Here is a 26523-nt window from a genome sequence, read left to right as displayed (position 1 = left end):
AAGGCCGGCAGAATCCCTAAGACGGGTACTGTCATGTCAGAGGATGCCCCGCATGCGCAAGCTTCACGCGAAGTCCGCCCTGCTGCCTGACGGCTGGGCACGCGATGTTGCCATCACCATCGACGCCGACGGACGTATCAAATCCGTTTGTCGAAACGCGCCAGTCGATCCGGCCGCGCAGACGGTGAACGCTTTGCTTCCGGCGCTTGCAAATCTGCATAGCCACGCCTTTCAACGAGCCCTGGCCGGTCTGACCGAAACACGCGCCTCACAAGACGATGATTTCTGGAGCTGGCGGCAAACAATGTATGCCTTCTTGCCGAAACTCGGCCCGGAGGCGGTCAGATCCATCGCGGCCATGGTTTATGCAGAGCTGGCCGAAAGCGGGTTCGCATCGGTCGCTGAGTTCCACTACCTCCATCATCAGCCCGACGGCCAGCCCTACGAAGACTTGGCGGAAATGGCTGGCCAGATCACAGCGGCCGCGGCGCTTTCGGGGATCGGCCTGACACTCTTGCCTGTGGCCTATGCGCGAAACGGATTTGGCGGTGCCCCCACGTCTGACGCGCAAAAAAGGTTTGCCAACACGCCGGAGCGATTACTGAAACTGCGGGAGGCTTGCCGGAAACACCTGAACCGCCCTGACGACGTGCTTGGCTTGGCCCCGCACTCCCTGCGCGCTGTGTCTCCCGACGATCTCAGGGAGCTTTTGCAAGGTGCACCCGATGGGCCGCGGCATATTCATATCGCCGAACAAACGCGCGAAGTAGAAGACTGCCTGGCTTGGTCCGGAAAGCGGCCTGTTGAATGGCTGCTCGAAAACGCCCGCGTGAATGAACGATGGTGCCTCGTTCATGCCACCCACATGTCGGCAGATGAAACCAGGGCGTTGGCCGAGACCAATGCTGTCGCCGGCCTTTGCCCGACAACCGAAGCCGACCTTGGTGACGGCTTGTTCAACGGCGTTCAATGGCAATCCCTCGGGGGCCGCTTCGGCATCGGCACGGATTCGCATGTCCGAACGGATGCAGCCGAAGAGCTGAGGCTCTATGAATGGGGACAGCGATTGCAACACCGCAAGCGCACGCTTCTGACGGCGCCGCGTACCTCGAACGGCCGTAATCTCTTTGAGAACGCCGCCTATGGCGGAGCTCAGGCACTCGATCGCGATAGCGGCGCTATCCAAAGCGGCATTTTCGCCGACCTCCTGTCGTTCGACCTTTCACACGCCTGTTTCGCTGGGCGGCCGCCGGACACATGGCTCGATAGCTGGATATTCGCCGGAGACCGCAGCTGCATCGAAAATGTCTGGTCAGCCGGCCGGCTGATCGTGCGCGATGGTCATCACGTGAATTCAGAAAAAATCCGCACCGAATTCGCAGCGACGATGGGTCAGCTACTTGCCTGAACGTGCCGGGCCCGCAGAACGTCAGCAACGTCAAAGATGGATAATCCACGGGCCCGCAACGCCACCAACAGGTGGAAAACGAGGTCAGCCGCCTCGCCCTTCAGCGCATCATCGTCCTCGTCGACAATCGCCAGGGCGGTCTCCACGCCCTCCTCACCGACTTTCTGGGCAATCTTACGGACGCCTGACGCATTCAGTTTCGCAACATAGCTTTCCGACCGATCGGACTGGCGGCGGGAGTCGATAATCCGCTCCAGCTCAGCCAGCATGGCGACACCGTCCGGCACATCGTCACCAAAACAAGTCGCAGTGCCCGTGTGGCAAACCGGTCCGGCCGGGATCGCTCTGACAAGAAGCGTATCGCGGTCGCAATCGATGTCCATGCCCGCAAGCGCTAAGGTATGACCGCTGGTTTCACCCTTCGTCCAGAGCCGTTTTTTCGAACGGCTGTAAAAGGTTACGAGACCTTCGCGACTCGTTTTCTCAACGGCTTCGGCATTCATGTAACCGAGCATGAGAACCCGCCCGGTTAGCGCGTGCTGAACGATCGCCGGAACCAGACCTCCGCCCTTTTCGAAATCGATGTCCGCAATATCGATCATGGCCGCACCTCGATCCCCTCGCCCGCGAGATAGGCCTTCAGTTCGCCGATCCCGATCACCTGCTTGTGGAAGACGCTGGCGGCCAGCGCACCGTCAACCCGCGCCTCATCAAACACATCGCGGAAATGCTCCATGGCACCGGCCCCTCCCGACGCAATCAGTGGCACCGCGCAAACTTCGCGCGCCGCGGCCAGCTGGGTGGTGTCATAACCCTGACGGACGCCATCCTCGTCCATGCAGTTAAGGACGATCTCCCCGGCCCCGCGATCCGTCACCTCGGCGATGCAGTCCATCGTCAAACGGGCTTCCGTCCGCGTTTTGTCCGGGTCGCCCGTGTTCGAATGCACGCGCCAGGCATTCCCGGCCATTCGGCTATCAATCCCGACGACAATGCATTGCCGGCCGAATTCCGCGGCCAGCCGGTTGACGAGTGAGGGGGCGGCAAGCGCCGGGGAATTTACCGACACCTTGTCGGCGCCAGCAAACAGGCGCGCGCGGGCGTCCTCGACGCTGCGGATACCCCCGGCGACGCAAAATGGGATATCGATCACTTCGGCAACCCGTTGGACCCATTCCGGCTCCACCGAACGTCCGTCCGGACTGGCGGATATGTCATAGAAGACCAGCTCGTCCGCGCCTTCCGCAGCGTACCGTGCGGCGAGACCGACGATATCGCCGACCACCTCATGATTGCGGAACCGGACGCCTTTGACGACTTGGCCGTCCTTCACGTCGAGACAGGGAATTATGCGCTTTGCAAGCATGCGAATGCCTCTTCCAGCGTGAAACGGCGCTCATAAAGTGCCTTGCCGATGATCGCGCCATCCACCCCGACGGCCGCAAGCGCCGTCAGGTCATTCAGCGAAGACACGCCGCCGGAGGCTTGCCAGGCAATGGCCGGGATCGCCGCTACGAGTTCGGCATAGAGGTCGGTGTTCGGACCCGACAGCATACCGTCGCGCGAAATATCGGTTACCAGCGCATGCGACAGTCCGCTGTGCCGATAACGCTTGAGAAGAGCTGGAAGGTTTTCGCTCGCCCGCTTTGTCCAACCCGAAACGGTCGGCCAGGCCACGCCCGCTTCAACCTGGACATCGAAGGCTGCAGCGATCCGCTCGGCACCGAAATGCTCGATCCAGCCCAGCACCAGTTCCGGCGACGTCACGGCGAGGCTGCCGACGATGACGCGCTCGGCACCCGCATCCAACAGGGCCGCAACATCCTCGTGAGTCCGGACGCCGCCGCCCGTCTGCAGTTTCAATCCAGCGGCCGCGAGTTTGCGCAATACGCCTGTTTGGCGGCGTGTCCCGTCTCGCGCCCCGGACAGATCGACGACATGCAACCAGTCGGCGCCCGCATCGGCATAGCGCGCCGCAATATCGGCCGGATCGGACTCATAATCCGTGACGGCATCAAAATCGCCGCGCGCCAGACGCACGACCCGTCCGTCCAACAGATCAATGGCCGGATAGAGAATCATGCCGGCAGCTCCACAAAGTTCTGAAGGATGCGGCGGCCGACAGCGCCTGAACGTTCAGGATGGAACTGACAACCCATGAAATTGCCCTGGCGCACGATGGCGCTGAATGGCGCGCCATAATCAGTCGTCGCGAGCGTTACTGTTCCAACGGGAGCAGCATATCCGTGCACGAAATACACATGGCTGTTGTCGGCGATCCCGGAGATCAAGGGATCCTCGGCTTGAAGCTGCAGCGTATTCCATCCCATGTGCGGCAGAACGCCCAACCGGGGCGGCATCATGGCAGCGATCTCGCCTTCGATAACCCCTACGGTTTCGACGCCACCTTCAGCCGAACGCCCGAACAGCAATTGCATGCCCAGGCAGATGCCGAGTACGGGCCGTTTTTCATCACGCAGCGCCATCGTCCAGCCTGCGGCAGTCAGGCGAACCATGGCCGGCCCCGCAGCGCCAACGCCGGGAAGGATCAGCCGTTCGGCGTTCTCCGCGTCCTCCGGTGACTCAACCAGGTCGAAATCCGCACCGATCCGGTTCAAGGCGGCTTCGACGGAAAAGATATTGGCGCACCCTGTATCGATAAGAGCGACCGTCACAGCACGCCCTTTGTGGACGGAATGGCATCACCCTCTATTCGCACCGCCTGGCGCAGCGCCCGCCCGAAGGCTTTGAAACAGGCTTCGATCATGTGGTGAGCGTTCTCGCCCGACACCTCGACATGGATCGCCGCTCTCAGGGAATCTGCGATGGACCGGAAAGCATGCGGAGCCATCTCGACCGGAAATTCACCGACGCGGTCGCCGGGGATATCGCCTTCGAAGCGGCAGAACGGCCGCCCCGACAAATCGATCCAGACCCCGGCCCGCGTCTCGTCCATCGGCAATTCGAAACCGAACCGGCCAATTCCCCGGCGATCCCCAAGTGCCCGCCCCAGCGCATCGCCGAATGCAAGGCACACGTCCTCGATCGTGTGGTGTGCGTCGACACCGGTATCGCCTTCGCAAACAATCTCCAGCGAGAGACCGCCATGGCGCGCGATCTGTTCGAGCATGTGATCAAAATACTCGACCCCCGTAGCAATACTGACCGGGCCGGTCTCCTCCAAGGCGATTGCGACATGGATATCGGTTTCTTTGGTTGTCCGGCGAACCTGAGCGCGCCGGTCATTCGCGGTATCCAGACGCTCTGCAAGTTCGCGAACATCCGAAATCGAAAGCCGCGTCAACGAACAGCGATTGCCCGCACAATCGACAGAGGTGCCGAGCACGCGAAACCGGTTGGTGAACGCAGGGGCGTCGGCCGCTATGATGTCTAGCCCTCCGGCCAATAGCGCGACCGAATCAACTTCTTTCCATGCTTGAATTATATTTGCTACTTTGTTGAATAATTGTTATTTTTCATTCTTACCGGAATCAATTTCAGCGCGCGCAACCGGCGTCAACGCCGACAACCCGGCCTGGACGATCTGATCGCTCAACAGGACCTCAAACCGCCGTGAATCGACACGTTTTTCAGTGTAATATGCGGTCACCGGCGCAGCATCTGGCCCCAGAACTTCGTAGTGACCAGCTGGAAGATCCAGCAATTCCACGGCCTCCGGCGTTGGCAGGATCACGATGCGCTCCGCAGGACACCGGCTGTGAGCTGCGAGGCGCGCGCGCAGTTCTTCGAGCGGGGCGCGCTTGACCGAACCCACGCGCGCCAGATCCAGAAGGTCAGCCTTCATCACGGCCCCCATTTGTCCGCAAAGCCATGGCGTTCCGGTGGGCTTCCAGACCTTCTAGCTGCGCCAGCCGTTCGACGGTTGGCGATATTGCTTTGGCCCCGGCCTCACTGGCTTCAATGAGTGTCGTCGTGCGTTGAAAGGCTTCGACCGTTACGCCCGACCAGGCACGACCGGCTCCACCGGTCGGCAGGGTGTGGTTTGGCCCGGCGGCATAATCGCCCATGGATTCCGGCGTCCACGGCCCGAGAAAGATCGACCCCGCTGTCAGAACCTTTGACGCGATTCCGCCCGGTTCGGCGGTCTGGAGGATCAGATGCTCCGGACAGCCGCGATTGGCGATCTCGACAGCCGCATCGCGATCTGCCGCCGCGATGATCAGCCCGTTATCCAGCGCCGCGCTGGCGATTTCGCGCCGCGGCAAACCGGCAAGCTGGCGGTCGAGTTGCGTCTCGATAGCAGTCATATCCGCTCCCAGCGAAACCAGGACGACTTGCGCCAGGGGATCATGTTCGGCCTGCGCCAGAAGGTCAGCGGCGACAAAGTCTGCGCGGGCATCCGCATCGGCGATGACCATGACTTCGCTTGGTCCTGCCGGTAGATCGATTGCCGGCCCGCCCGCCAATGTGGAGACATGCGATTTCGCCGCCGCGACCCACGCATTTCCGGGCCCGAATATCTTGGCGACCTTCGGCAATCCGGCCGCACCGAATGCCAGCGCGCCGATCGCCTGGGCGCCACCGATCGCAAACACGTTCTCGATACCGAGCAAGCTGGCTGCTGCCAGCACCGCCGCGTTCACACGGCCGTCGGGCTGCGGCGGCACGACCACCGCGATATCGCGCACACCGGCGATCTGGGCCGGCACAGCCAACATGATCAGGGTTGAGGCTAGCGGAGCCGAACCGGCCGGAACGTAAAGCCCTGCCGAAGAAAGTGGATCGACGCGCCGGCGGCATTTCACGCCGGGCCAGGTCTCCACGTCGCAGTCCGGCAAGCCTTGCCCGGCGTGGAACTTACGAACCGCGCCAATCGCCATTTGCATCGCGGCAATGTCTTCGCGCGCGGTTTTGAGGACGGCGGCTTCAATTTCCGCAGCCGGAACCCGGAAGTCATTCCCGTCATATCCGTCAAAGCGACGGGCATATTCAAAGACGGCCTTGCTGCCCTCGCGGCGGATGGTCTCGACGATCTCGACCGCGGCGGCGCGGATCGTTTCGCTTGCTGGCGGCGGCGCAAACACGGCGTCGCGCTCCCGCTCATCGAGCTCGGACCAAGTAGAGCGTCTCATCACGCCATCATCTTTTCGATTGGCAAAACCAGGATGGCGCGCGCGCCGGCAGCGCGCAGCTTCTCCAGCGTCTCCCAGAACACGCGCTCACGGCAGACCGCATGCACGGCGACGACATCGTCGCGATCGGCAATCTGCGCTATGGTAGGGGCGTCGGATCCCGGGATCAGATCCTTGATCTCTTTCAGCCGGTCCTTCGGTGCATTGAGAAGAATGTATTTTGTCTGCGCCGACGCGATGACGCCTTCCATCCTTTCGATCAGCGTTCCCGCGACCGCTTCGATCTCCGGTATGCGCGATGATGATCGCCGCACCAGCACGGCCTCGCTCTCGAGCACGGTTTCGAACGCCGCCAGACCATTGGCTTCCAGCGTGGCGCCGGACGAGACGAGGTCGCAGATCGCATCGGCGATTCCCATTCGCGGCGCGACCTCAACCGATCCGCGCATCTCGACGATTTCTGCGCTGATGCCGCGGTCATCGAGATACCGCCGCGTCAAACCGGGATAGGATGTCGCCACGCTTCTCCCGGCCAGATCCGCGATCGAGCGGATTGATCCGGCTTTCGGTGCCGCCAGCTTCAGCGTGCATTTCGCGAAGCCCAGCGGTAACGCCACCTCAAGATCGGCATATCGCCTGGACCGCGCTTGCATTTCGTAGAGCACATTCTCGCCCACAATCCCGTAATCGCAGGCCCCGCCCACAACGAAGCTCGGAATGTCATCGTCGCGTACCAGCATCAGGTCCAGCGGCATGTTGTCCGCGCGCCGGTGTAACTGGTCACGACCATAGGCAAACCGGACGCCGGCCTTGGACAGGAGTTCCATCCCGCCATCGGAAAGCCGCCCCTTCGATTGCACGGCGAGTTTGAGCCTCGGTTCAGACATTCGCTGCTTTCTTCATCCTGTCGAGCACCAGGCGATAGCCTTGTGCGGATTCCTGGGAGAGAAAACGCGCAACCCGCGTTACCGTCGCGGTCGAAGCGCCCGTCTTCTCAGAGATTTCGCGATAGGTGTACTTGCCGGCGTTCAGCAGCCTCGCCACGCGCCATCGTTCGGCCAACGCCTGGATTTCTCCCGGCGTACACAGATCGGTCAGGAACCGGTCCATTTCGTCGGCTGTTTCGACCGCCAGCAAGGCTGCGATCAGCGAGCCGCGATCCTCCACACCGTTTGTCTGTGCCAGTTTCCGCATAGCTATCGCCTCCGTGAGCGTCGATATAACGTTTTAGCATGCTAAAACAAGTACACAATCGCAGCCGGCGTTGAGATGGGCTTGTAGCGATCGGAATCCCGATATCTGGCGCGACGTCACGGACTCGCTCGTCCCTCTGATCGCCGCATACCGCAGCGGAGATTACGGGTGACGAGCGGCGGTCGGCGTCTCGCGAACAACGCGCCAGCGACCCGCCGGCCTCCAAAACGAATAGCGGAATCGTAAGTTGGGCTGCTTTAGGCGCCCTTGACCTGCCCGGTCAGCGGATCGGTCTCTATCAGCGGTAATTCGGCCTCTTTCCAAGCGCCGAGGCCGCCAGCCAGATGGGCGTCGACATTCACGCCCTCGTCTTGACAGCGTAGCGCCGCCACGGCCGATCGGCGTCCCGCCGCACAATGAAACACCACGCGCTTGGGCCCGCCGACAGGAACAGCTTTCGGATCCAATGTGGACAAAGGATAGAGCAAGGCGCCCGGAATGCGTTCCAGCCCGTACTCGTTGGCTTCCCGGACGTCGATCAAAAGGATGTCTCCCGCCTTGACCCCATCGGCGACGGCCTGCGGTGACAGATCTTCAAGTTGGCCCATTTACCTTGCCCTCTGTGCTGTTATGTCCACTTTCGCAGCATGTAATCCGTCCCCATATCGTCTGGCAACCAAGGAGATTGCCGCATGAATCCGGAAGTTCTCAGCTTCTTTCATGACGATACCAATACGATCACACACATCGTGATCGACCCGGCGACGCAGCACGCAGCGATCGTCGATTCGGTTCTGGATTATTGCGCGGCCTCCGGACGTACGGCCACGACGGCCGCCGACAAGCTCATCAAAACGGTGAAGGACCGCGGTCTAACCATCGACTGGATCCTCGAAACCCATGTTCACGCCGATCATCTGTCCGCAGCCCCGTATTTGCAGGAAAAACTGGGCGGGCAGATCGCGATCGGCGCCCACGTCCGGGACGTTCAGAAGATCTTCACGAAACTGTTCAACGTGAACGGCGTCGCCATTGACGGTTCGCAATTCAGCCGATTGTTCGCGGATGGCGACACGTTCAAGATCGGCCAGTTGGAAGCGACAGCGATCCACACACCCGGTCATACGCCAGCCTGCATGTCCTATCTGATCGGCGGTGCACTGTTTGTCGGCGACACGCTGTTCGCGGCCGATTACGGTACAGCCCGGTGCGATTTCCCGGGCGGGGATGCGCGCGCGCTTTTTCAATCGATCCAAAAACTGTTTGCCTTGCCGGACGATACCCGCGTCTTCCTTTGCCACGACTATCTGCCGGAAGATCGCTCTGATTATGTTTTTCAAACGACGATCGGTGAGGAAAAGTCGAAAAACATCCATGTCGGCCACGGCGCGAGCGAGGAAGCCTTCGTCAAGATGCGGACCGAACGCGATGCTGGCCTCGCCATGCCCAAGCTGATCCTGCCGTCTGTCCAGGTCAATATGCGCGCCGGTCACCTTCCCGAGCCGGAAGACAACGGCGTGCGGTACATCAAGGTCCCGCTGAACGCGGTTTAGCACCTGCGCCTACGCGTTTCAGGTTTACCTTGCGGTCCAAACCGTCGCATGATGTGAGCCGTTTTGTGGGGGAGTAGCATGTTGAAGAAATGGTTGGCCGCTTCCGGCTTTGTGCTGACGATTGGTTTGAGCGCGTGCCAGACAACCGGAGGACCGGTAACGCTCGCCTGCCGGGCGCCGACCAGCGAGGAATTCGACATCTTCCGCGCTGTCGTATCGCGCGATCAGCACACGCTGGTGCGCTATTCCGCCACCGGTCCCGCGCGCGCCGCGCTCGAGCGGCGTGATCCCTACGTAAACAACCATCTCTGGGGCAATCAGGGTTATACCGGCGGCACGATCGTCGGCGTTCTGACACAGCCGCCGCCCTGCGTGGTCGACCTTCCGGCCCCGATAGACGCCAATGGCAACGCCATTGCTGGCCGGCGCTCGATCGCGGTTTATCAGGAGAACCGATTTCAGTCTCTTGTCGGCGGCACCAGTACGACGTTGGCCGCCGATCAGGGACTTCGGTTGCCAGGCAATGGCGGATTCGATTATTTCCGCTGCGAGTTTGTTCAAACGGCGCAGGGCTGGCGAATGATCGATCTTTGCGGTCTGCCCACAGTCCGCGGTGCCGTCGGCGGCTAGCGAAAGCGCTATCGATTTGATTTCTGCGAGCAAGTCGCCACTATCCCCGCCAACCAATCAAGGGGAAGAAAATGCGGCTGACATCCATTCTGTTGACCTCGGCGATCGCGCTGGCGGCGTGTTCCGGACCGGCCGATGAAGCGAACACCGACGCGGCCGCAATTGAGGCCGCGCCGGCCTCGGCGGAAAACGCGGAACACTTGGACCCAAACGACCGCCCGGCTGATCGGGAAACGTCGGCAGCGATAACGGGCGAGGATCTCGCCTGGCGGATCCAGACGCTCGCCTCGGACGAATTCGAAGGGCGGGCACCATCGACACCCGGCGGCATCGCCGCCAGCCAGTGGATCGCGGATGAGATGGCCGATGCCGGCCTCGAACCTGGCGGTGAAGACGGTACCTATTTCCAGCGCGTTCCGCTCGTCGAGGCGACGATGGATATCGCCGCCTCCAGCTTCGATATCACGATCAACGGCGAACCGATGGGGCTCGAATACCTGACCGATGTCGTCTACGGCACGCGGCGCCTCGACGAAACGGTCGAGATCGAAAACTCTGACATGGTTTTCGTGGGTTACGGTGTGGTGGCGCCCGAATACGGCTGGAATGATTATGCCGGCATCGATGCCGAGGGGCGCACGGTCGTCATGCTGATCAACGATCCGGGTTTCGCCTCGGGCGATCCCGACCTCTTTAATGGCAATGCCATGACCTATTACGGCCGCTGGACCTATAAATACGAGGAAGCGGCGCGTCAGGGTGCTGCGGCCGTCATCATCATCCACGAAACAGAGGCGGCCAGCTATGGCTGGAACGTGGTGTCCGGTTCTTGGTCCGGTCCGCAATTCGATCTGCAGCGGCCGGAAGGCTCGGCGCCATTTGTGGGGGCTGAAACCTGGATCACGAATGACCGCGCCCGCGAATTATTCGAAGCGACCGGACTGGACTTCGATGCGCTGGTTGAAGCCGCACACCAGCCCGGCTTCGAGCCCGTCGAAATGCCCGGCGCTGAGGTCAATGCGACGCTGGTTACCGAGCATGAATTCCTCGACTCGCGCAATGTCGCAGGCATCGTCCGCGGCACCGAGCGCCCCGACGAATACGTGCTCTACATGGCGCATTGGGATCATATTGGCGTGCGCGAAAGCGACAATCCGGACGCTGACGTGATCTACAATGGTGCTGTCGATAACGCGACCGGCACCAGCTCGATCATTGAGATCGGCGAAGCATTCGCGGCCAATCCGCCGGAACGCTCGGTGATTATCGTGGCGGTGACGGCGGAAGAGTCCGGGCTGTTGGGTTCCGAATACTATGCAACCGATCCGCTTGTGCCGTTTGACCAGACGGTCGGCGGCCTCAACATGGATGGAATGCTGCCAACGGGACCGACCAGCGACATCGTCGTGATCGGTTACGGCGCGTCCGAGCTCGAGGATCATCTCGCAATCGTTGCCCAGACGCAGGACCGGACCCTGTCGCCGGATCCCAATCCGGAAGCTGGCTATTTCTACCGTTCGGATCACATCTCACTCGCCAAGCGCGGCGTACCGATGATCTATGCCGACACCGGATCGGTGAGCATTGAACTCGGCGCCGGTCATGTCGAGGAGCTCAACGCGGCGTATCGCGCCCAAGCCTATCACGGGCCCGAGGACGAATTCAGCTATGACTGGGATTTCGCCGGCCTCGCCCGCGACGCCACCCTTCTCTTCCGCCTGGGTGAGCGGCTGGCGAATTCCGAGGACTGGCCGAATTGGTATGAAGGCAATGAATTCCGGGCGCTGCGCGACGCACAGCGTCCTGCCGAATAATCAGGCACGGAAGAGGCTTCGGAAAACCGGAGTCTCTTCCATGGCCGCAAAAGCTTCGGCAAGAAATTCGGCGTGATCGTCGAGGTGTGGATCATCTTGCGAATTGGCTCGCATTTTCATGACCGCGGTCTCAATATCTCCGGTGAGCGCGATCTCACCCATTGCCGTCATCACAGCGGATGACGGCGGCGCGCCGTCCTCGACATCGATTAAAAGCGCCGCCAAACAATGTCCGGCCATCTGGACCGGTGCGCCATGCCCGGATATCCGAAGCGTCTCGGCTAGCTCGGCCCGGCTGTCGCTATGAAACAGCGCGCAGACGAAATCTCGTACCGCCGGATCACCATGTTCGCCCAGAAGCTCCCGGGTTTTGTCGCTCCGCTCGATATCATCCAGCGAAGTCAGAATAATGCCGCCCACCGGCAAGCGCTCAGCTGCCTGATCGGCAACGCCTTCCGGTATCGGAAGCCCGTCGAAGCAGGCCGTGTCGAGCAGCCTCAGCAGCGCATCATCGCTTAGCGCACCGGCAAGTGCTGCGAAACGCGCATCATAGACCGCCTCGCCAAGTTGCAGTGCTTGCGACAATAGGTCGATCTGAGCCGCATCGGCCGAGCGTCGGCGATGTGACGGGCATCGCAACCCCGGGCGCAGATACTCTACCGCCCCCTTGATGCCATCTCCCTTCACCCGCAGGCTGATCGCGAGACCGGGCTTATTGGCATAGACCACGCTGTGAATGAGCGTTTCGCCTTCCGTCACCGGCTGAATTCGGCCGGGTTCAAAGACGTCAAAGCCGCGCCGCGTGATCGGCCCATAAGAGTATTCCGCAAGCTTTCCGCGCGCTTCGAAATCGAAGACAGCATTAAAGGAGCGGCCCTCGATCACCTGGAAAGCGCCGGTCCAGTCATGTTGATGCAATCGGTCGGCGGCGTCCGACCACAGATGCGCCACGATACGGACGGCTTCGCCAGAGTACAGCGGAACAAGTCCGGGTTTGGATTGATCGCCGATACCTGCCAGGCCGCCGTTCGCGGACGCCTGCCATACGGCATCGAGCGACACCTCACCGGGCAGATTCCAGGCTTCCAGCAAACCCTGTGCAATGGACGTGAAGTCGGACCCGCGCGACGCGTTTTCGAGATACGCCGCGTCGGCCTCCAGGCCGCATTCCTGAATACGTGTCAACATGCCGATGCCCAAAAGGAAACGCCCCGCAGCCGGATGACGGCTGCGGGGCGCTTTACGTCGAAAACCTTAATCCCAGTAGAGGACCCGCTTGGCTTTCGGTGCGGATTTGCGAAGAGTTTTGAGCTTGAGCATAGCTATATTCCTCCCAGTAAGCTAAGGCGACGGGAATCGTCGCCACAACTGGTGCTTGAGGTGATTCGCAACTGGGCGTAAACCCTTTATTTACTTTATGCGGCCGATGCGCGGCTAGCCTTTTTGCGCTCATGCTCTTTAAGCCAGCGTTTCCGGATCCGGACCGAAGCCGGTGTCACTTCCACTAACTCGTCATCATTGATGAATTCGAGCGCAAATTCGAGCGTCGTCCGGATCGGCGGCGTCAGCACAATCGCTTCATCGGCCCCTGCAGCGCGGATATTGGTGAGCTGCTTGCCCTTGGTCGGATTAACGGCGAGATCATTGTCCCGGCTGTGAATGCCGATGATCATGCCCTCATAAACATCCGTGCCATGGCCAATGAACAGCCGGCCGCGCTCCTGCAAATTCCACAGCGCGAAAGCCAGCGCCTTGCCATCCACCATCGAGACCAGCGAGCCGTTATGACGCTGCCCGATTTCGCCCGCCGCGCGCGGCGCATAATGATCGAAGGTATGGAACATCAGGCCGGCACCGGACGTCGCGGTCATGAATTCCGAGCGGAAACCGATCAGCCCGCGGGTTGGAATATCGTAGTCCAGCCGAACACGCCCCTGCCCGTCCGGTGTCATGTTGGTGAGCTGGCCCTTGCGTTCGCCGAGCTTTTCCATGACCGCGCCCTGGCTATCTTCCGGCAGATCGACGACCAGCGTCTCCCAAGGCTCGCAGACTTCGCCGTCGATCTCCTTGGTCAACACTTGCGGCCGGGAAATTGCGAGTTCGTAGCCCTCGCGGCGCATATTCTCGATCAGCACGGACAGGTGCAGCTCGCCACGTCCTGACACTTTGAACTTGTCGGCATCGTCTGTTTGCTCGACGCGTAGCGCGACATTGTGGATCAGCTCACGCTCAAGACGTTCCCCGATATTCCGGCTGGTCACATACTTGCCTTCGCGGCCGGCAAACGGGCTGTCATTGACCTGGAAGGTCATGGCGATTGTCGGTTCGTCGACCGTCAGCGGCGGCAGCGCTTCGACGGCGTCCGGTGCGCACACCGTGTCGGAAATGTTGAGCGGATCGAGCCCCGTAAACGTGATGATGTCACCAGCAGCAGCGCGCTCCATTTCCACGCGCTCAAGCCCGTGGAACCCGAACACCTGCTGGATCTTCCCGCGCCGCGTCCGCCCGTCGGGATCGACCACCGTGACCTGCTGGTTACGGGCCAGCCGGCCACGCCGGATACGGCCGATGCCAATGACACCGGTATAGCTGGAATAATCCAGCGCACTGACCTGCAACTGCAACGGTCCGTCGAGATCGACCGGCGGTGGCGGCGTGTGGTCCACGATCATCTGGAACAGGTCCGTCATGTCGGTGCCCGGCGCCGCAGCATCGAGACCGGCAAACCCGTTCAGCGCCGAAGCATAGACCACCGGAAAATCGAGTTGCTCGTCATTGGCGCCCAGGCGATCGAAAAGATCGAATGTTTGGTCGACGACCCAGTCAGGACGCGCCCCCGGGCGATCGATCTTGTTGACGACGACAATCGGCCGCAGCCCGCGTTCGAGCGCCTTGCGCGTCACGAAGGCGGTCTGCGGCATGGGACCGTCGACCGCATCGACCAGCAACAGAACGGAATCGGCCATCGACAAGACACGTTCGACTTCGCCGCCGAAGTCGGCGTGCCCAGGCGTGTCGATGATATTGATCCGCCATTCGCGCCAGTTCACGGCAGTGTTCTTCGCGAGAATGGTGATACCGCGCTCTTTCTCCAATTCATTGGAGTCCATCATCCGTTCCGCGGTCTCGGCCCGGTCGCCGAGCGTCCCGGATTGCTTGAGAAGCTGGTCGACCAGCGTGGTCTTGCCGTGGTCGACGTGCGCGACGATGGCGATATTGCGAAGTTTTTCCGGGGAGACGGACATGGGGCGGGACTCGGCGGCTAGCGGAAATGCGCGCGCCTCATAACCTTGTCGCGGCCGTCAGGCTAGTCCCCACCGCCTCAAGCGCTTACGAGCGTGCCTGTCTTGCCCTCATTTTCCTTCCGCCAGCGCTTTTGCATTCGCACCAGTGCAATGACCAAGGATTGAAGGAAAACGCCGAAGAAAGAGAACAAAAATATTAGACCGGCGACCTGCGAAGCTTTGAGATGCACAACCCAGGTCGGTTGTGTCGCAATGAAATACCATCCGGGTGTCGAAATGCGGCCATAAGAAACAATGCGGCCATCGGCAGTCTCGAACACACCGGTCATGCGGCCTTGCGATAGAATGCCATGCGCGATCGGCGCTGTTTTCGCATTGGCTTCGGCGCGTCCAACCGCTTCCGGTGTCAGAACATCCTCAAACAGCAATTCCTGATGCGCGATAAGCTGCCCTTCGCGAGTGATGATCATGTTGTCGACATTCTCTTCGGCATCCACGATCGCATTCGCCAGATAATTCTGCATCGAAATCGTGATCCCGAAGGAGCCGAAATGGCGGCCGCCGCTGCGCACCGGGGTGTGACAGCCCGTCGTCAGCGCGGACCCGTCGGTCACATACATCAGCCGCGACAGCGAGGTGCAGGCCGTAATACCCGTCGGATTGTTGCGGGGCTCGACAATCTGGGCCAGTTGTTCGGATTGGAAACTGAAATCCGCCGGCGCTTGCATCCGATAGAATTCCAGCCGGTCATCGCGCTGCGGCGCAAAGATGATCAGGTCATTGTCGCGGGTGACAAAGTTCAGATTATCGAAACGCGGATTGATCGCCTCGCCGTGCTGGCGCACCGTATGGAAAGCTGCCAGGAGGCGGCGTTGCCGTTCGATTGGAATGTCGACGCCCGAGATAAACACGCCCATGCCATAAACGTAATCACCGTTCTCAAGCGTAAACCCGTCGAAGAGCGACGGATGCGAACGCCGCGTACCGTCGCCGAACGCCGGAAAAAGGCGCTCGAACTCGGCGCTCACATCCAGATCCGCCGTTGCATCGTAGCGGCGCAGAAAGCTCCGCTCCGCTGCGTAAGCGATCGCACGGACATCGTCGAACAACACATTCTGGCGGGCGACGCGCTCCTCGATCAGGACAGCACTGTCGGTGCGAATATGTTCGCCATAGTGATGCTTTGCGGTGAAATAGCCGACGATCGCCGCGCTCGACGCAATTCCGACCGCCACCAGGAATGTGAGTCCTGCAGACTTCCAGTTCAGTTTCGACATCTGACTTCCCGATTTTTTATCGTTCTTCCCCAGCCTGTATCGATAGCTGACCATGGTTAATTTCTCGCGAATCACCCCGACGGCGTTCGGCGCTTGATCCTGACTGGTGCATGCGGCTAAACCCGGCGACGGAGACGTGGCCGAGTGGTCGAAGGCGCTCCCCTGCTAAGGGAGTATACCCTAACCGGTATCGAGGGTTCGAATCCCTTCGTCTCCGCCACCACCCCAGAATCGATTGATGCGCGTTTGCGAACAGCCCGCCGCCACAGAACTGCTTCCGGCCAAAGAAAAAGCCCGGTCGGCGACGCCGTCCGGGCTTTGTTTGGAGCGCATACTGGTGTGATCAGCCGCCAGCTTCCACGAAGCCACGATTCCTCAACAGCGGTTCGACACGGGGTTCGCGGCCACGGAAACCAATATAGGCGTCCATGGCAGGCTCGCTGTCACCAGCCGAATAGACGCTGTCCAGCAATCGTTGGGCGAGTTCCGGATCGAAAATATCGCCCGCTTCTTCAAAGGCGGCAAAGCCGTCATTGTCGAGCACGCCAGCCCAAAGATAGCTGTAATAGCCAGCCGAATATCCCTCGCCCGCAAATGTATGCAGGAAGTGGGTCGAGCGGTGCCGCATCGGGATCGCCTCGAGATTGTCCCGGCTGGCCAACACCGTCTGTTCGAACTCGTGAATGTCGATCTCGGCTGGTGCCGGGTGCAGGTGATAGGCCATGTCAACAAAGCCCGAATTCAAGAACTCAACTGTCGCGAATCCTTGATTGAACATCTGCGCTTGCAGAACGCGTTCGAGCAGCTCGGCCGGCATTGGCTCGCCCGTTTCATGGTGTATTGCAAAGCGCTCCAGCACTTCCGGCTGCTCCAGCCAGTGTTCGTAGATCTGTGCCGGAAACTCCACGAAGTCGCGATCAACCGACGTTCCTGCCAGGCTCGGATAATCGGTGTCCGACAACAATCCGTGAAGCGCGTGGCCGAACTCATGGAACAGCGTGCTGGCGTCGGTAAACGACAGCAAGGCCGGTTCGCCTTCCGCAGGGCGGTTATAATTGCAGTTATTGACGATGATCGGGATGTCGCCGTTCACGCCGTTCTGCGGACGGAAGCTGGACATCCACGCGCCACCGCGCTTGCCCGGGCGGACAAAATAATCGCCATAGAAGAGGCCGATGACGCCGCCGTCCGTATTGGTCATTTCCCAGACGCGGACATCGGGATGATAGACCGGCAGATCGAACCGTTCGGTAAAGCTCACACCGAAGAGGCGCTCTGCGACATAGAATTGCGCCTCGATCATGTTGTCGAGTTGCAGATAGGCTTTCACTTCGCTCTGATCGAGATCATAGCGCTCTGCGCGCACCTGCTCGGTGTAATAGCGCCAATCCCATGGCGCCACGTCATGATCGAGACCTGCATCGGTAATCCGGGTCTCGATATCGGCTTGCTCTTCAAGGGCGCGGTTGCGGGCCGGCCACCAGACCTGCTCCATCAATTCCAGCGCGGCGTTCGGCGTGCCGGCCATCGTGCCGCCCGTCCGGTAATCGGCAAAGCTCGCATACCCGAGGAGGTTTGCCATTTCCTGACGCAATTGCAGGATTTCGCGGATGGTCTGGTGATTGTTATTGGCGTTGTCATTGTCGCCGCGCGTCATCCACGCCGTCCACGCCGCCTCGCGCAGTTCGCGATCGGGCGATGTCTGCAGAAAGGGTTCAACGCTGGACCGGGCAAGTGTGATGACATGCCCGTCAAGACCTCTGTCCGCGGCTGCGCCCGCAGCCGCCGAAACGATGTAATCCGGCAGGCCTTCCAGATCTTCGGCCTCCAGCGCCAGGGTCCAGCCCTCCCGGTCAGCCTGCTCATTTTGCGCGAACTGAGTGTAGAGGCCCGCCAATCCGGCGCGGACTTCTGCAAAGCGCTCACGATCATCACCCTGAAGCTGTGCGCCGGCGCGGACGAAATCATGATGCGTGGTTTCCAGGAGACGAAGCTGCTGCGGGTTCAGCCCCAATGTGCCGCGTGCCTGATAGAGGCTGTCGATTCGCAAGAACAATTCGGCATTCAGCGTGATTGACGCAGAATGTGCCGCCAGTCGCGGGCTCATCTCGCGCTGTATGGCGCGAATTTCGTCGTTGGAGGCGGAGCTTGCGAGATTGAAAAACACGCGGCTGATCCGGCCAAGTTCGGCTCCGGATGTTTCCAGAGCCAGCAAAGTGTTTTCAAATGTCGGATCTGCTGGATTTGTGGCGATCGCATCAACTTCGGCCGTGTGGCGGGCGATAGCTGTGTCAAACGCCGGCAGGAAGTCTTCCTCATCGATCCGGTCGAACGGTGGCGCGTTGAACGGTGTTGTCCATTCGGCCAATAGCGGATTGTGCTCAGGCGCATTATCGGCGGTCGCTCCCCTATCATTTTCCGATGGTTGCGGGCTGTTCGACACAACGTCAGTGGCATTGTCCGCTCCGGCTCGGGTGACCGGCGCATCGCTAGCGGACGAATCCGCGGGTGAGCATCCAGCCAGCAGGAAAACCGATGCAGCTACGCTAAGAAGATAAGCAGACTTCACGACGAATCCTCATTCATTTGACGGTGATGTTATAATATAACGCCTCATTTAGCAGGGCCCATGGAGCCGCTCAACACCAATAAAAGTGGGGTTGTTCCGCATGCGCCAACTGGTGACTTGAATTCGCATGCCATTGGAGCATCTTCGCGGTCTGGAGGAATTGAATGACCCGTGCCGCAATGCTCATCGCCGTGCTTGGCGTTTTCATCGCCATGACGGTGATCGTCGCCGTCAGGTCTTTGGGGGATGCATCACCGGCCCAACGAGGCCCTGGCGAACAAGCCCTGCCCGTTTCGGCCTATGTCGTTGGCGAACATACATTCGCTGATATCGTCGAGGCGCTCGGAACGGCCCGCGCCAACGAAACGGTGACGGTGACCGCAAGAGTCTCGGACACGCTCTCCCGGGTGGCTTTTGATTCCGGTCAGAGTGTCGAAGCTGGCGATATCCTGGTCGAGCTAACCGATACCGAAGAGGCCGCAGATCTGAATGAAGCACGGGCAACGCTGCGCGAAGCACGCCGCGAACTCGATCGTGTAGAGGATCTCATCGAACGCGGAATCGCGCCGCGCCAGCGTCTCGACGAAGCCAGCGCCGCCGTGGAGCGTGCCTCGGCTCGCGTAAGCTCCATCGAGGCCCAACTGGCGGACCGGATAATCCGTGCACCCTTCTCCGGCGTGGTCGGTTTGCGTGAAGTCAGTGTCGGAAGTCTGGTCCGGCCGGGCGATCCGATCGTCACGCTGGACGATACCAGTATTATCAAGCTGGATTTTTCGGTGCCCGAACGCTTTCTGTCGACGCTCGACCCTGGCATGTCTATTGCGGCAGCAACATCTGCTTATCCCGATGCGGTGTTTTCAGGCGAAATCGCCCAGATCAGCAGCAGGATCGACCCTGTCACCCGCACCGTGACGGTGCGCGCGGAAATCGACAATACTGATCGCCGCTTGCGGCCGGGCCAGCTGATGACGGTTGAAGTCCGGCGGGATGAGCGCGCCAGCCCGGCCATCCCTGGCGCCGCAATCACCCGCTATCTCGATGACAGCTTCGTCTTCGTCATCGAAGGCGAAGAGGGCAGCGCCAGAGTACGCCAGCAGCCGGTACAACTTGGACGCCAGAATGGCGATTTGATCGAAGTGACGGACGGACTAATGGCTGGCGACCGTATTGTCGGCGAAGGTGTCCATCGGGTTCGCAGCGGCATGCCTGTGCGGATCGCGGAAACCCGGGGCGCCATTTCCAGTGGTGGCAGCAGCCGCGCTCAGCCCCTAGCTGCCGCAACGAGCAATCCATGACACTCTCGGATATCGCGGTCCGCCGTCCCGTTCTTGCCTTCGTGATCAGTGCGCTGATCATCGTTTTTGGTATTCTCGGCCTGCAGCAATTGCCATTGCGCGAGCTGCCGGACGTCGATCAGCCGGTCGTCTCGGTGTCGGTCGAATATCCCGGCGCTAACGCGGAAGTGGTCGAGAACCGCGTGACGCAAGTTATCGAGGACCAGCTGTCCGGGATCGACGGCATTGATCTCATCTCCTCGTCATCTCGCGACGGCAATTCCCGTATCTCCGTGACCTTCGATCTAAGCCGCGATATCGAGGCGGCCGCGAACGATGTCCGCGACGCCGTATCACGGATCACCGACCGCCTGCCGCCCGAAGTGGATGAAATCGAAGTCCGCAAGCAGGATTCCGATGCCCGCCCGTTCATGTGGTATTCGCTAATGTCGGACCGCATGACGTCCGAGGAATTGTCGGACTACGCGGCGCGCGCACTTGTCGATCGGTTCAGCATCATCGACGGCGTCGCCAGCATCCGCATTGGCGGCGAGCGGCGATACGCGATCCGCATCTGGCTGGATCCGCGAGCCATGGCCGCGCGATCAATCACAGTCGCCGACATCGAAACGGCCCTGCGTACGCAAAATATCGAGGTTCCGGGCGGCTCCATCGAAACGCCCGACACCCAGATTGTCGTGCGTGTCGAGCGCCTGTTCGCCGAGCCCGACAGTTTTGAGAGGTTGCCGATCGCGCAGGGCGAAGGCGGCCACATTATTCGCCTCGGCGAGATCGCCGATGTTTCGCTGGAAGCGGAAAATCCGCGCACGCTATTTCGTGGCAATGGCAACAACATGATCGGCTTGGGCTTCGTGCGGCAGAGCCAGGCCAACTCGGTTCAGGTCGCCAGCGATGTTGCGGACTTGGCCGGCCGCATCCGCCCGAGCCTGCCGGAAGGCATGACACTGTTGGTGGCATCCGACGATACCGTGTTCATTGAGGAATCGATCCGCGAAGTCTGGCGGACGCTCTTCGTGGCTGCGACTCTCGTCGTTCTCGTCATCTATCTCTTCCTCGGAAGTTTCCGGGCGGCCATCATTCCCGCCGCGGTCGTGCCGGTTTGCCTGATCGGGGTTTTCGCCGGGCTCGCTGCAGCGGGATTCTCGATCAACATCCTCACCCTGTTGGCGCTGGTGCTCGTTATCGGTCTTGTGGTCGACGATGCAATCGTTGTGCTGGAAAACATCCAGCGGCGCGTCGACATGGGCGAAGGCGCGGCATTGGCATCGCTGCGCGGCGGACGTCAGGTCTTTTTTGCCGTCATTGCCACCACAACCGTGCTGGTATCCGTCTTTGTGCCACTCGTTTTCCTGCCCGGCTTTATCGGGCGTATTTTCAACGAGCTGGCTCTCACGATTGCGGTCGCCGTGATCCTGTCGAGTTTCGTCGCGCTCACGCTGTCGCCTATGATGGCGTCAAAACTGATCAAGCCATCGAGTGAGGCGCGCGGACCCGCCCGCTGGGTCAACAGCCTGATCAAGCGCCTACGGGCGAACTACCGCTCAAGCCTTGCGATTGCCCTGAGGGCGCCCTGGCTGATCATTCCGGTCATCCTGGTCGCCTTCGGCGGATCGGCTTATCTCCTCGACCGATTGCCCGGCGAACTCACGCCTCCGGAAGACAGGGGTGGCTTCTTCGGCTTCTTCTCCGGCCCGGAGGGCGCCAGTTTCGACTACATGGCGGAAGAAGCGAACGAGATCGAAGATATCCTCCTTGAATATGTGGAATCCGGCGAGCTGCGGCGGGTCCTGGTCGTATCGCCGGGATGGGGCGGCGCAGGCTACAATTCGGGCATCGTCATCGGCACCATGGTGCATTGGGACGATCGCCGCGACGGCAGCGCGATCGTCAACGAGATCAATGGCCGGTTTGGCCAGCTCACCGGAGTGCGGGCGTTCGCATCCATGCGTTCGGCCATTGGCGGCGGAGGCGGCGGCGACGACATCCAGTTCGTGCTGCAGGGCCCGGAATATGAAGCGCTCGACGCTGAAGCCGAGCGCCTGTTGGCCGCCATCCGGGCCGAAAATACGAACCTCATACGCGCCCGCAAAGACTATGAACCGAACAGCCCGCGCTTTGTTGTGGATATCGACCGTGAACGCGCGGCCGCACTCGGCGTGACGGTCGCGGATATTGGCCAAACGCTTCAAACCCATCTCGGCTCGCGCCGCGTCGGTCAGTTTATCGACCAAGGCGAGGCCTATAACGTCATCCTCGAGAACCGCCGCGATGAGCGATCGAGCGCTCAGGATCTCGAAACCTTGTATGTCGAAGGCCGATCCGGCCAGCTGATACCCCTTTCGAACCTCGTGACGGTGAGCCAGGTCGGAGAGGCCGCCTCGCGAGAACGGGTCGACCGGCAGCGCGCGATCACGGTTTCGGCCACCTTGGCGGACGGATATACGCTGGGCGAAGCGGTGACGTGGCTCGACAGCTGGGCGATGCGCGAATTGCCGCCTGATTTCTCGACCACTTATCTGGGCGGCGCGAAAGAGTATCTGGAAGCCAACTCCGCTCTTTTGTTTGCGTTCGGCATGGCGCTGCTGATCGTATTCCTGGTGCTCGCGGCCCAGTTCGAAAGTTTTATCCAGCCGCTTGTCATTATGCTGACCGTGCCGCTGGCGGTGACGGGTGGCCTGTTCGGTCTCGAAATGATCGGCTCCAGCCTCAACATCTATTCGCAGATCGGTCTGGTTATCCTGATCGGCCTCGCAGCCAAGAACGGCATCCTGATTGTGGAATTCGCAAACCAGCTCCGCGAAGAGGGAAATGACCTGCTCACGGCAACTCTCGATGCCTCGGAAATCCGTTTCCGGCCGATCCTGATGACCGGCCTTTCGACAGCGATCGGCTCCGCACCGCTGGTGCTCGCAGACGGCCCGGGCGCGGAAAGCCGCATTACGATTGGCGTCGTCATTCTGACCGGCGTGACCGTCGCGACATTGTTCACCTTGTTCGTCATCCCGGTCGCTTACAGCGTGCTGGGGCGTTACACGAAAACGCCGAATTGGATGTCGCGCCTGCTTGAGAAACAAGCCAAGAGCGCTGGCAGCGAGCCGGTTACCGGTGCCCAAAACTAGATTAGCAAAAATACACCACGAAGACGGGTGATCCATGACAAAGCGCTACAAAAAAGATGCCGACGCAATCGCGAAGCTGACACCGGAGCAATACCGGGTGACCCAGGAGAACGGCACCGAACGCCCCTTCACCGGAGCATTCAATGATCACAAGGAGGTCGGGCTGTATGTCGATATCGTCTCCGGCGAACCGCTTTTCACCTCGTTTGACAAATTTGATTCCGGGTGCGGCTGGCCGAGCTTCACCAAGCCGGTGGACGGCGAACATGTGCGCGAATTGCACGACACCTCGCATGGAATGATCCGCACCGAAGTCCGCTCCTCGCACGGTGACAGCCACCTCGGTCATGTCTTTCCGGACGGGCCCGCCGATAAGGGCGGATTGCGCTATTGCATCAATTCCGCCTCGCTCCGCTTCATTCCTGTCGCGGAACTCGAATCCGAGGGCTATGGCGAATACCTCGAGCTTTTCGACAAGCCGGCAGGATAGTCTTGTCCGTCTGCCAATCTGAACTTGCCAGTCTGCCAGTCGCGCGGCTTTATGCCGCCAATGCAAGCGGATACGCCTGACATTCAAAGCGTTCTAAACGCGCTGCCGCGCCTTTTGGCAGCCGGCGATTTCCAATCTGCGCGCATGCAAGCGATGTCTGCACTGGAATCGGCGCCGGAACATCCGGCCCTCAACGCCTTCGCGGCTTTCATACTCGACCGGCTTGGCGAACGGATCGCCGCCATACATCACGCCCGGACCGCCGCCACGGCCGCCATTGATGCACCGCGCCCCGTTGCCCAGGCGGCCAATCTGCTGGCCCGGTTCCGGCTGTTCGACGAGGCGCTTAGCGCCGCAAACCGGATTTCGCTCGACGATGTTCGCGACCCGGTCGTCGCCGACCAGCTCGGTAGTGCGTTTACGGCTTGCGGTTCTCATGAAAAGGCCGAGCGCGCCTATGCGCGATTGACGCAGCTGGTTCCCCAAGACCCGCGCTGCCGCTTCAACCTGGCCGCCGCTCAACGATTCAATGGTGAGCGACACGCCGCGGCTGGGAATTTCGATCACGTTCTGAAGCAGATGCCACTCAACGGGGAGGCCTGGTATGCCAGAGCGCTCGTCCAGAGGGCGACGCCGGACGATAATCGTATCAGCCAATTGCAGTACATCCTCGAAGATCCGCGCCTGTCACCGGATAACGCCGCTGCCGTGTGTTACGCGCTCGGCAAGGAGCTGGAGGATCTCGGTCAATGGCCGCAGGCCTTCAACGCTTGGTCCCGCGGGGCGGCCGTCATGAGACAATCCCGCCCCTATCGGCTGCAACCGGCACTCGACGCGATCACTGAAACCGTAACCTCTTGGCCGCGGGCCCGGCACAAACCACGAAAGGCCGACCTTACACCGGTCTTCATCGTCAGTCTTCCGCGCGCCGGCTCGACATTGCTGGACCGCATCCTGTCATCCCATCCGGCGATCGTGTCTGCGGGTGAAACAGAAGACTTTATCGTCAGCCTGCTCGAAGACACCGCCCTGGCCGGAACCGCGGACCCTGTCGAACTCGCCCGGCGATCCTCGGGCGCCGACCTCGCGGTTGTCGGGCAAAGATATCGCGAGGCGCTGGCAATGCGCGGTTACAAGTCCGGCCATGTGATCGACAAGACACCGACGAATTTTCTCTATGCGGGCCTCATCGCCGAAGCGCTGCCGGAAGCACGGATCATTCATCTCGACCGCGCCCCGATGGACGCCGCGCTCGCCACCTTCAAGACGCTGTTCCGCGACCGATATCTCTGGTCCTACGATCTGGACGATATCGCCGCCTATCTGACCGCGAAACGTCACTTGATGGATCACTGGGAAGTCGGCTGGCCCGCACACATCTTCCGGACCTCTTATGAAAAATTAATTCAGGAAACCGAAGCAAATGCTCGAAATATTGTAGAATTTCTGGATCTCGATTGGGACTCCGCCTGTCTTGATTTTTCCGACAACACCGCCCCGGTTTCAACCGCCAGCGCCGACCAGGTGCGTCAACCCATCCACGACCGGTCCATTGGCCATTGGCGCCATTTCGAAGACGAGCTTGCGCAGGTCGCAAACCGGCTGGCAGCGGAAGGCTTGCTCTAGCTCTCGCCGGGATCCAGCGGGCCCTCGACATGCCGTCTTGGATTCTGACACAGATCGTGTGCCAGATATCCGAGCGTTTCGCCCTCGGTATTAAGGATGACTTCCTGGCTCAGGCAGCCATCGGCGTCCACAAGCGGCGCTCTGGAAAACACGGTCCGGCCCTCATTGAGGTGAACTTCGGTGATGTCCAGCGCCCGAACCGATGCAAGCCTCTGATCTTCGTTGACGATGACGCATTCATGACGCTGTTGATCGGCGGACATCACGCGCACCGCGGTATTTTCAGGCGTGGGCGAATAGGCATCAACGGCGGCGACCGCCGCAGGCACCTCATCCAGACAGATGAGAATGGCGTCATAGCGTGTTAGCAAATCCCGGCTCCAATCCCATTGCCCGCCGGTTTCCCGCGCACAGCCTTCATACGTCGTGTCGTCAACTCGGATGGACGTGAAGAACCCGCGTTCAACACCCATACCGTCCAGACACGGACCCGCCTGGTAAGCGGCCGATATGCGTGGACCATCGGGGTCGCGAGAGACATAGCGCCGGAATCCGTTGGCGAGATGATCGGGTGCTTCGCGCAACGTGGCCTGCAACGGCGTCTCATCCACCGCGATGATCGAGAATTGCGCAAAAACCGTGCCCTCGATTTCATAAAATTCCGCGTTCGAGCGCCAGTAGGGCTGTTCGCCAGCAGCCTGCATCTGATATGGCACTTCCGGACGGGTTCCGGCAAAGGCCGAACCGATCGCGGGATATACAAACCCCACCGCCGCTCCGCCGCCTGCAGCACTTCCCGTAGCCCCATCGCTTGGCATCGGAGCACCCGCCGGATCTTCAAGCTCGATCGTGATCTGTCGCGTTTCAGGCTGAACACTGCCACGTCCGGTGCCGCCGCCGACATAGGTTTCGCCGCCTTCTGTCGATTCTGGAGGTGGCGGACTGGCCGGTGCCATGGTCGAAACCATGTCATCGCTGGACAGGCTCGATGGTGTCGATGCGCAGCCTGCGAGCACAAAGCAACCAATCGAAAGCATCGCCAGATAACGCAGCATACTCCACCCCCTCAAACCTGCTTGTTTCGGAATATACAGGGTTTTTGGTGTCGCGCGAAGCAGGCGCGTTTAATCTTCGCTAACCACGCCTGACAACCGAATCTTTTCCTTATTGCGGCATGATCGGTGTCATTCGAATTTGTTCGGGGCATTCA

At 60.6% G+C, this 26523-nt stretch carries 23 protein-coding genes and 1 tRNA gene; 9 read left to right on the top strand and 15 right to left on the bottom strand.

The window, feature by feature from the left end; translation table 11 throughout:
- Positions 1-52: 52 nt before the first annotated feature.
- Positions 53-1408, top strand: coding sequence for a formimidoylglutamate deiminase (locus tag ACO08C_RS14015; protein ID WP_421786417.1), 1356 nt, complete (start codon positions 53-55; stop codon positions 1406-1408).
- Here ACO08C_RS14015 and hisIE read toward each other — a convergent pair.
- The 10 genes from hisIE to ACO08C_RS13965 all read right to left on the bottom strand — a co-directional run bounded on the left by hisIE (position 1393) and on the right by ACO08C_RS13965 (position 8303).
- Entirely contained in the window at positions 1393-2010 is a 618-nt protein-coding gene (gene hisIE, locus ACO08C_RS14010) for a bifunctional phosphoribosyl-AMP cyclohydrolase/phosphoribosyl-ATP diphosphatase HisIE (RefSeq protein WP_421786416.1), read from the bottom strand. The two genes, ACO08C_RS14015 and hisIE, sit on opposite strands and share 16 nt — an antisense overlap.
- On the bottom strand, positions 2007-2774 hold the full coding sequence (hisF, locus tag ACO08C_RS14005) for an imidazole glycerol phosphate synthase subunit HisF (RefSeq protein ID WP_421786415.1): 768 nt from the start codon (positions 2772-2774) through the stop codon (positions 2007-2009). The genes hisIE and hisF overlap by 4 nt, the downstream gene beginning before the upstream one ends.
- A complete protein-coding gene (gene hisA / locus ACO08C_RS14000) occupies positions 2756-3490 on the bottom strand; it encodes a 1-(5-phosphoribosyl)-5-[(5-phosphoribosylamino)methylideneamino]imidazole-4-carboxamide isomerase (protein WP_421786414.1) in 735 nt (244 codons plus the stop codon). The genes hisF and hisA overlap by 19 nt, the downstream gene beginning before the upstream one ends.
- Positions 3487-4083, bottom strand: coding sequence for an imidazole glycerol phosphate synthase subunit HisH (hisH, locus tag ACO08C_RS13995; protein ID WP_421786413.1), 597 nt, complete (start codon positions 4081-4083; stop codon positions 3487-3489). The genes hisA and hisH overlap by 4 nt, the downstream gene beginning before the upstream one ends.
- The gene (gene hisB, locus ACO08C_RS13990; RefSeq protein ID WP_421786412.1) at positions 4080-4814 is read right to left on the bottom strand and encodes an imidazoleglycerol-phosphate dehydratase HisB; all 735 of its coding nucleotides are present in this window, start codon (positions 4812-4814) and stop codon (positions 4080-4082) included. Before hisB ends, hisH begins: the two co-directional genes overlap by 4 nt.
- Before the next feature lie 63 nt (positions 4815-4877).
- Positions 4878-5213: a hypothetical protein gene (locus tag ACO08C_RS13985; RefSeq protein ID WP_421786411.1), complete on the bottom strand. Its 336-nt coding sequence runs from the start codon at positions 5211-5213 to the stop codon at positions 4878-4880.
- Positions 5203-6501, bottom strand: coding sequence for a histidinol dehydrogenase (hisD, locus tag ACO08C_RS13980; RefSeq protein WP_421786410.1), 1299 nt, complete (start codon positions 6499-6501; stop codon positions 5203-5205). The genes ACO08C_RS13985 and hisD overlap by 11 nt, the downstream gene beginning before the upstream one ends.
- The gene (gene hisG / locus ACO08C_RS13975) at positions 6501-7388 is read right to left on the bottom strand and encodes an ATP phosphoribosyltransferase (protein ID WP_421786409.1); all 888 of its coding nucleotides are present in this window, start codon (positions 7386-7388) and stop codon (positions 6501-6503) included. Before hisG ends, hisD begins: the two co-directional genes overlap by 1 nt.
- Positions 7381-7695, bottom strand: coding sequence for a YerC/YecD family TrpR-related protein (locus ACO08C_RS13970; RefSeq protein WP_421786408.1), 315 nt, complete (start codon positions 7693-7695; stop codon positions 7381-7383). The genes hisG and ACO08C_RS13970 overlap by 8 nt, the downstream gene beginning before the upstream one ends.
- A gap of 257 nt (positions 7696-7952) precedes the next feature.
- Positions 7953-8303 (bottom strand): rhodanese-like domain-containing protein, encoded by a 351-nt coding sequence (locus tag ACO08C_RS13965; RefSeq protein WP_421786407.1) that lies wholly within the window; start codon positions 8301-8303, stop codon positions 7953-7955.
- 84 nt (positions 8304-8387) lie between these two features.
- Between ACO08C_RS13965 and ACO08C_RS13960 the strand changes: the two genes are divergently transcribed.
- The 3 genes from ACO08C_RS13960 (at position 8388) to ACO08C_RS13950 (ending at position 11692) form a co-directional block, all read left to right on the top strand.
- On the top strand, positions 8388-9248 hold the full coding sequence (locus ACO08C_RS13960; protein ID WP_421786406.1) for an MBL fold metallo-hydrolase: 861 nt from the start codon (positions 8388-8390) through the stop codon (positions 9246-9248).
- A 78-nt stretch (positions 9249-9326) separates the two neighbouring features.
- Complete coding sequence (locus ACO08C_RS13955) at positions 9327-9878, top strand: hypothetical protein (RefSeq protein ID WP_421786405.1); 552 nt, start codon at positions 9327-9329, stop codon at positions 9876-9878.
- A gap of 71 nt (positions 9879-9949) precedes the next feature.
- The gene (locus ACO08C_RS13950) at positions 9950-11692 is read left to right on the top strand and encodes a M28 family metallopeptidase (RefSeq protein ID WP_421786404.1); all 1743 of its coding nucleotides are present in this window, start codon (positions 9950-9952) and stop codon (positions 11690-11692) included.
- Here the strand turns inward: ACO08C_RS13950 and ACO08C_RS13945 are convergent, their stop codons facing one another.
- The 3 genes from ACO08C_RS13945 to ACO08C_RS13935 all read right to left on the bottom strand — a co-directional run bounded on the left by ACO08C_RS13945 (position 11693) and on the right by ACO08C_RS13935 (position 16214).
- Positions 11693-12880 (bottom strand): hypothetical protein, encoded by a 1188-nt coding sequence (locus tag ACO08C_RS13945; protein ID WP_421786403.1) that lies wholly within the window; start codon positions 12878-12880, stop codon positions 11693-11695.
- Positions 12881-13107: 227 nt separating this feature from the next.
- Positions 13108-14937, bottom strand: a complete 1830-nt coding sequence (gene typA / locus ACO08C_RS13940) for a translational GTPase TypA (RefSeq protein WP_421786402.1) — start codon at positions 14935-14937, stop codon at positions 13108-13110.
- Positions 14938-15014: 77 nt separating this feature from the next.
- Positions 15015-16214 carry a hypothetical protein gene (locus ACO08C_RS13935; RefSeq protein WP_421786401.1) on the bottom strand — a complete coding sequence of 400 codons (1200 nt, stop codon included), beginning with the start codon at positions 16212-16214 and terminating at the stop codon, positions 15015-15017.
- 130 nt (positions 16215-16344) lie between these two features.
- Between ACO08C_RS13935 and ACO08C_RS13930 the strand changes: the two genes are divergently transcribed.
- Positions 16345-16434: transfer RNA gene (locus ACO08C_RS13930), tRNA-Ser, on the top strand.
- Positions 16435-16557: 123 nt separating this feature from the next.
- Here the strand turns inward: ACO08C_RS13930 and ACO08C_RS13925 are convergent.
- Positions 16558-18582, bottom strand: coding sequence for a M3 family metallopeptidase (locus ACO08C_RS13925; RefSeq protein WP_421786400.1), 2025 nt, complete (start codon positions 18580-18582; stop codon positions 16558-16560).
- A gap of 365 nt (positions 18583-18947) precedes the next feature.
- Here ACO08C_RS13925 and ACO08C_RS13920 point away from each other — a divergent pair, with 365 nt between their 5' ends.
- From ACO08C_RS13920 to ACO08C_RS13905, 4 genes are all read left to right on the top strand, one after another.
- On the top strand, positions 18948-20078 hold the full coding sequence (locus ACO08C_RS13920) for an efflux RND transporter periplasmic adaptor subunit (RefSeq protein WP_421786399.1): 1131 nt from the start codon (positions 18948-18950) through the stop codon (positions 20076-20078).
- Positions 20075-23197 carry an efflux RND transporter permease subunit gene (locus ACO08C_RS13915; RefSeq protein WP_421786398.1) on the top strand — a complete coding sequence of 1041 codons (3123 nt, stop codon included), beginning with the start codon at positions 20075-20077 and terminating at the stop codon, positions 23195-23197. The genes ACO08C_RS13920 and ACO08C_RS13915 overlap by 4 nt, the downstream gene beginning before the upstream one ends.
- A 34-nt stretch (positions 23198-23231) precedes the next feature.
- Entirely contained in the window at positions 23232-23687 is a 456-nt protein-coding gene (msrB, locus tag ACO08C_RS13910) for a peptide-methionine (R)-S-oxide reductase MsrB (RefSeq protein ID WP_421786397.1), read from the top strand.
- A 153-nt stretch (positions 23688-23840) separates the two neighbouring features.
- Positions 23841-25313, top strand: coding sequence for a tetratricopeptide repeat-containing sulfotransferase family protein (locus tag ACO08C_RS13905; RefSeq protein ID WP_421786396.1), 1473 nt, complete (start codon positions 23841-23843; stop codon positions 25311-25313).
- Here the strand turns inward: ACO08C_RS13905 and ACO08C_RS13900 are convergent.
- Positions 25310-26368: a hypothetical protein gene (locus tag ACO08C_RS13900; RefSeq protein ID WP_421786395.1), complete on the bottom strand. Its 1059-nt coding sequence runs from the start codon at positions 26366-26368 to the stop codon at positions 25310-25312. The genes ACO08C_RS13905 and ACO08C_RS13900 overlap by 4 nt on opposite strands.
- Between the last annotated feature and the right edge of the window lie 155 nt (positions 26369-26523).

The sequence above is a fragment of the Hyphobacterium sp. genome, from assembly GCF_965229905.1.
Lineage (GTDB): Bacteria > Pseudomonadota > Alphaproteobacteria > Caulobacterales > Maricaulaceae > Hyphobacterium.
Note: the sequence above shows the minus strand (reverse complement) of the source record. Positions and strands in the feature narration are given on the sequence as shown.

Coding starts and splice junctions, on each gene's coding strand:
- ACO08C_RS13900 (WP_421786395.1), bottom strand. CDS start 26,368: ATGCTGCGTTATCTGGCGATGCTTTCGATTGGTTGCTTTGTGCTCGCA.
- ACO08C_RS13915 (WP_421786398.1), top strand. CDS start 20,075: ATGACACTCTCGGATATCGCGGTCCGCCGTCCCGTTCTTGCCTTCGTG.
- ACO08C_RS13970 (WP_421786408.1), bottom strand. CDS start 7,695: ATGCGGAAACTGGCACAGACAAACGGTGTGGAGGATCGCGGCTCGCTG.
- ACO08C_RS13950 (WP_421786404.1), top strand. CDS start 9,950: ATGCGGCTGACATCCATTCTGTTGACCTCGGCGATCGCGCTGGCGGCG.
- ACO08C_RS13935 (WP_421786401.1), bottom strand. CDS start 16,214: ATGTCGAAACTGAACTGGAAGTCTGCAGGACTCACATTCCTGGTGGCG.
- typA (WP_421786402.1), bottom strand. CDS start 14,937: ATGTCCGTCTCCCCGGAAAAACTTCGCAATATCGCCATCGTCGCGCAC.
- hisIE (WP_421786416.1), bottom strand. CDS start 2,010: ATGATCGATATTGCGGACATCGATTTCGAAAAGGGCGGAGGTCTGGTT.
- hisD (WP_421786410.1), bottom strand. CDS start 6,501: ATGAGACGCTCTACTTGGTCCGAGCTCGATGAGCGGGAGCGCGACGCC.
- ACO08C_RS13955 (WP_421786405.1), top strand. CDS start 9,327: ATGTTGAAGAAATGGTTGGCCGCTTCCGGCTTTGTGCTGACGATTGGT.
- ACO08C_RS13945 (WP_421786403.1), bottom strand. CDS start 12,880: ATGTTGACACGTATTCAGGAATGCGGCCTGGAGGCCGACGCGGCGTAT.
- hisG (WP_421786409.1), bottom strand. CDS start 7,388: ATGTCTGAACCGAGGCTCAAACTCGCCGTGCAATCGAAGGGGCGGCTT.
- ACO08C_RS13960 (WP_421786406.1), top strand. CDS start 8,388: ATGAATCCGGAAGTTCTCAGCTTCTTTCATGACGATACCAATACGATC.
- hisF (WP_421786415.1), bottom strand. CDS start 2,774: ATGCTTGCAAAGCGCATAATTCCCTGTCTCGACGTGAAGGACGGCCAA.
- ACO08C_RS13905 (WP_421786396.1), top strand. CDS start 23,841: ATGTCTGCACTGGAATCGGCGCCGGAACATCCGGCCCTCAACGCCTTC.
- ACO08C_RS13965 (WP_421786407.1), bottom strand. CDS start 8,303: ATGGGCCAACTTGAAGATCTGTCACCGCAGGCCGTCGCCGATGGGGTC.
- hisA (WP_421786414.1), bottom strand. CDS start 3,490: ATGATTCTCTATCCGGCCATTGATCTGTTGGACGGACGGGTCGTGCGT.
- ACO08C_RS13920 (WP_421786399.1), top strand. CDS start 18,948: ATGACCCGTGCCGCAATGCTCATCGCCGTGCTTGGCGTTTTCATCGCC.
- ACO08C_RS13985 (WP_421786411.1), bottom strand. CDS start 5,213: ATGAAGGCTGACCTTCTGGATCTGGCGCGCGTGGGTTCGGTCAAGCGC.
- ACO08C_RS14015 (WP_421786417.1), top strand. CDS start 53: ATGCGCAAGCTTCACGCGAAGTCCGCCCTGCTGCCTGACGGCTGGGCA.
- msrB (WP_421786397.1), top strand. CDS start 23,232: ATGACAAAGCGCTACAAAAAAGATGCCGACGCAATCGCGAAGCTGACA.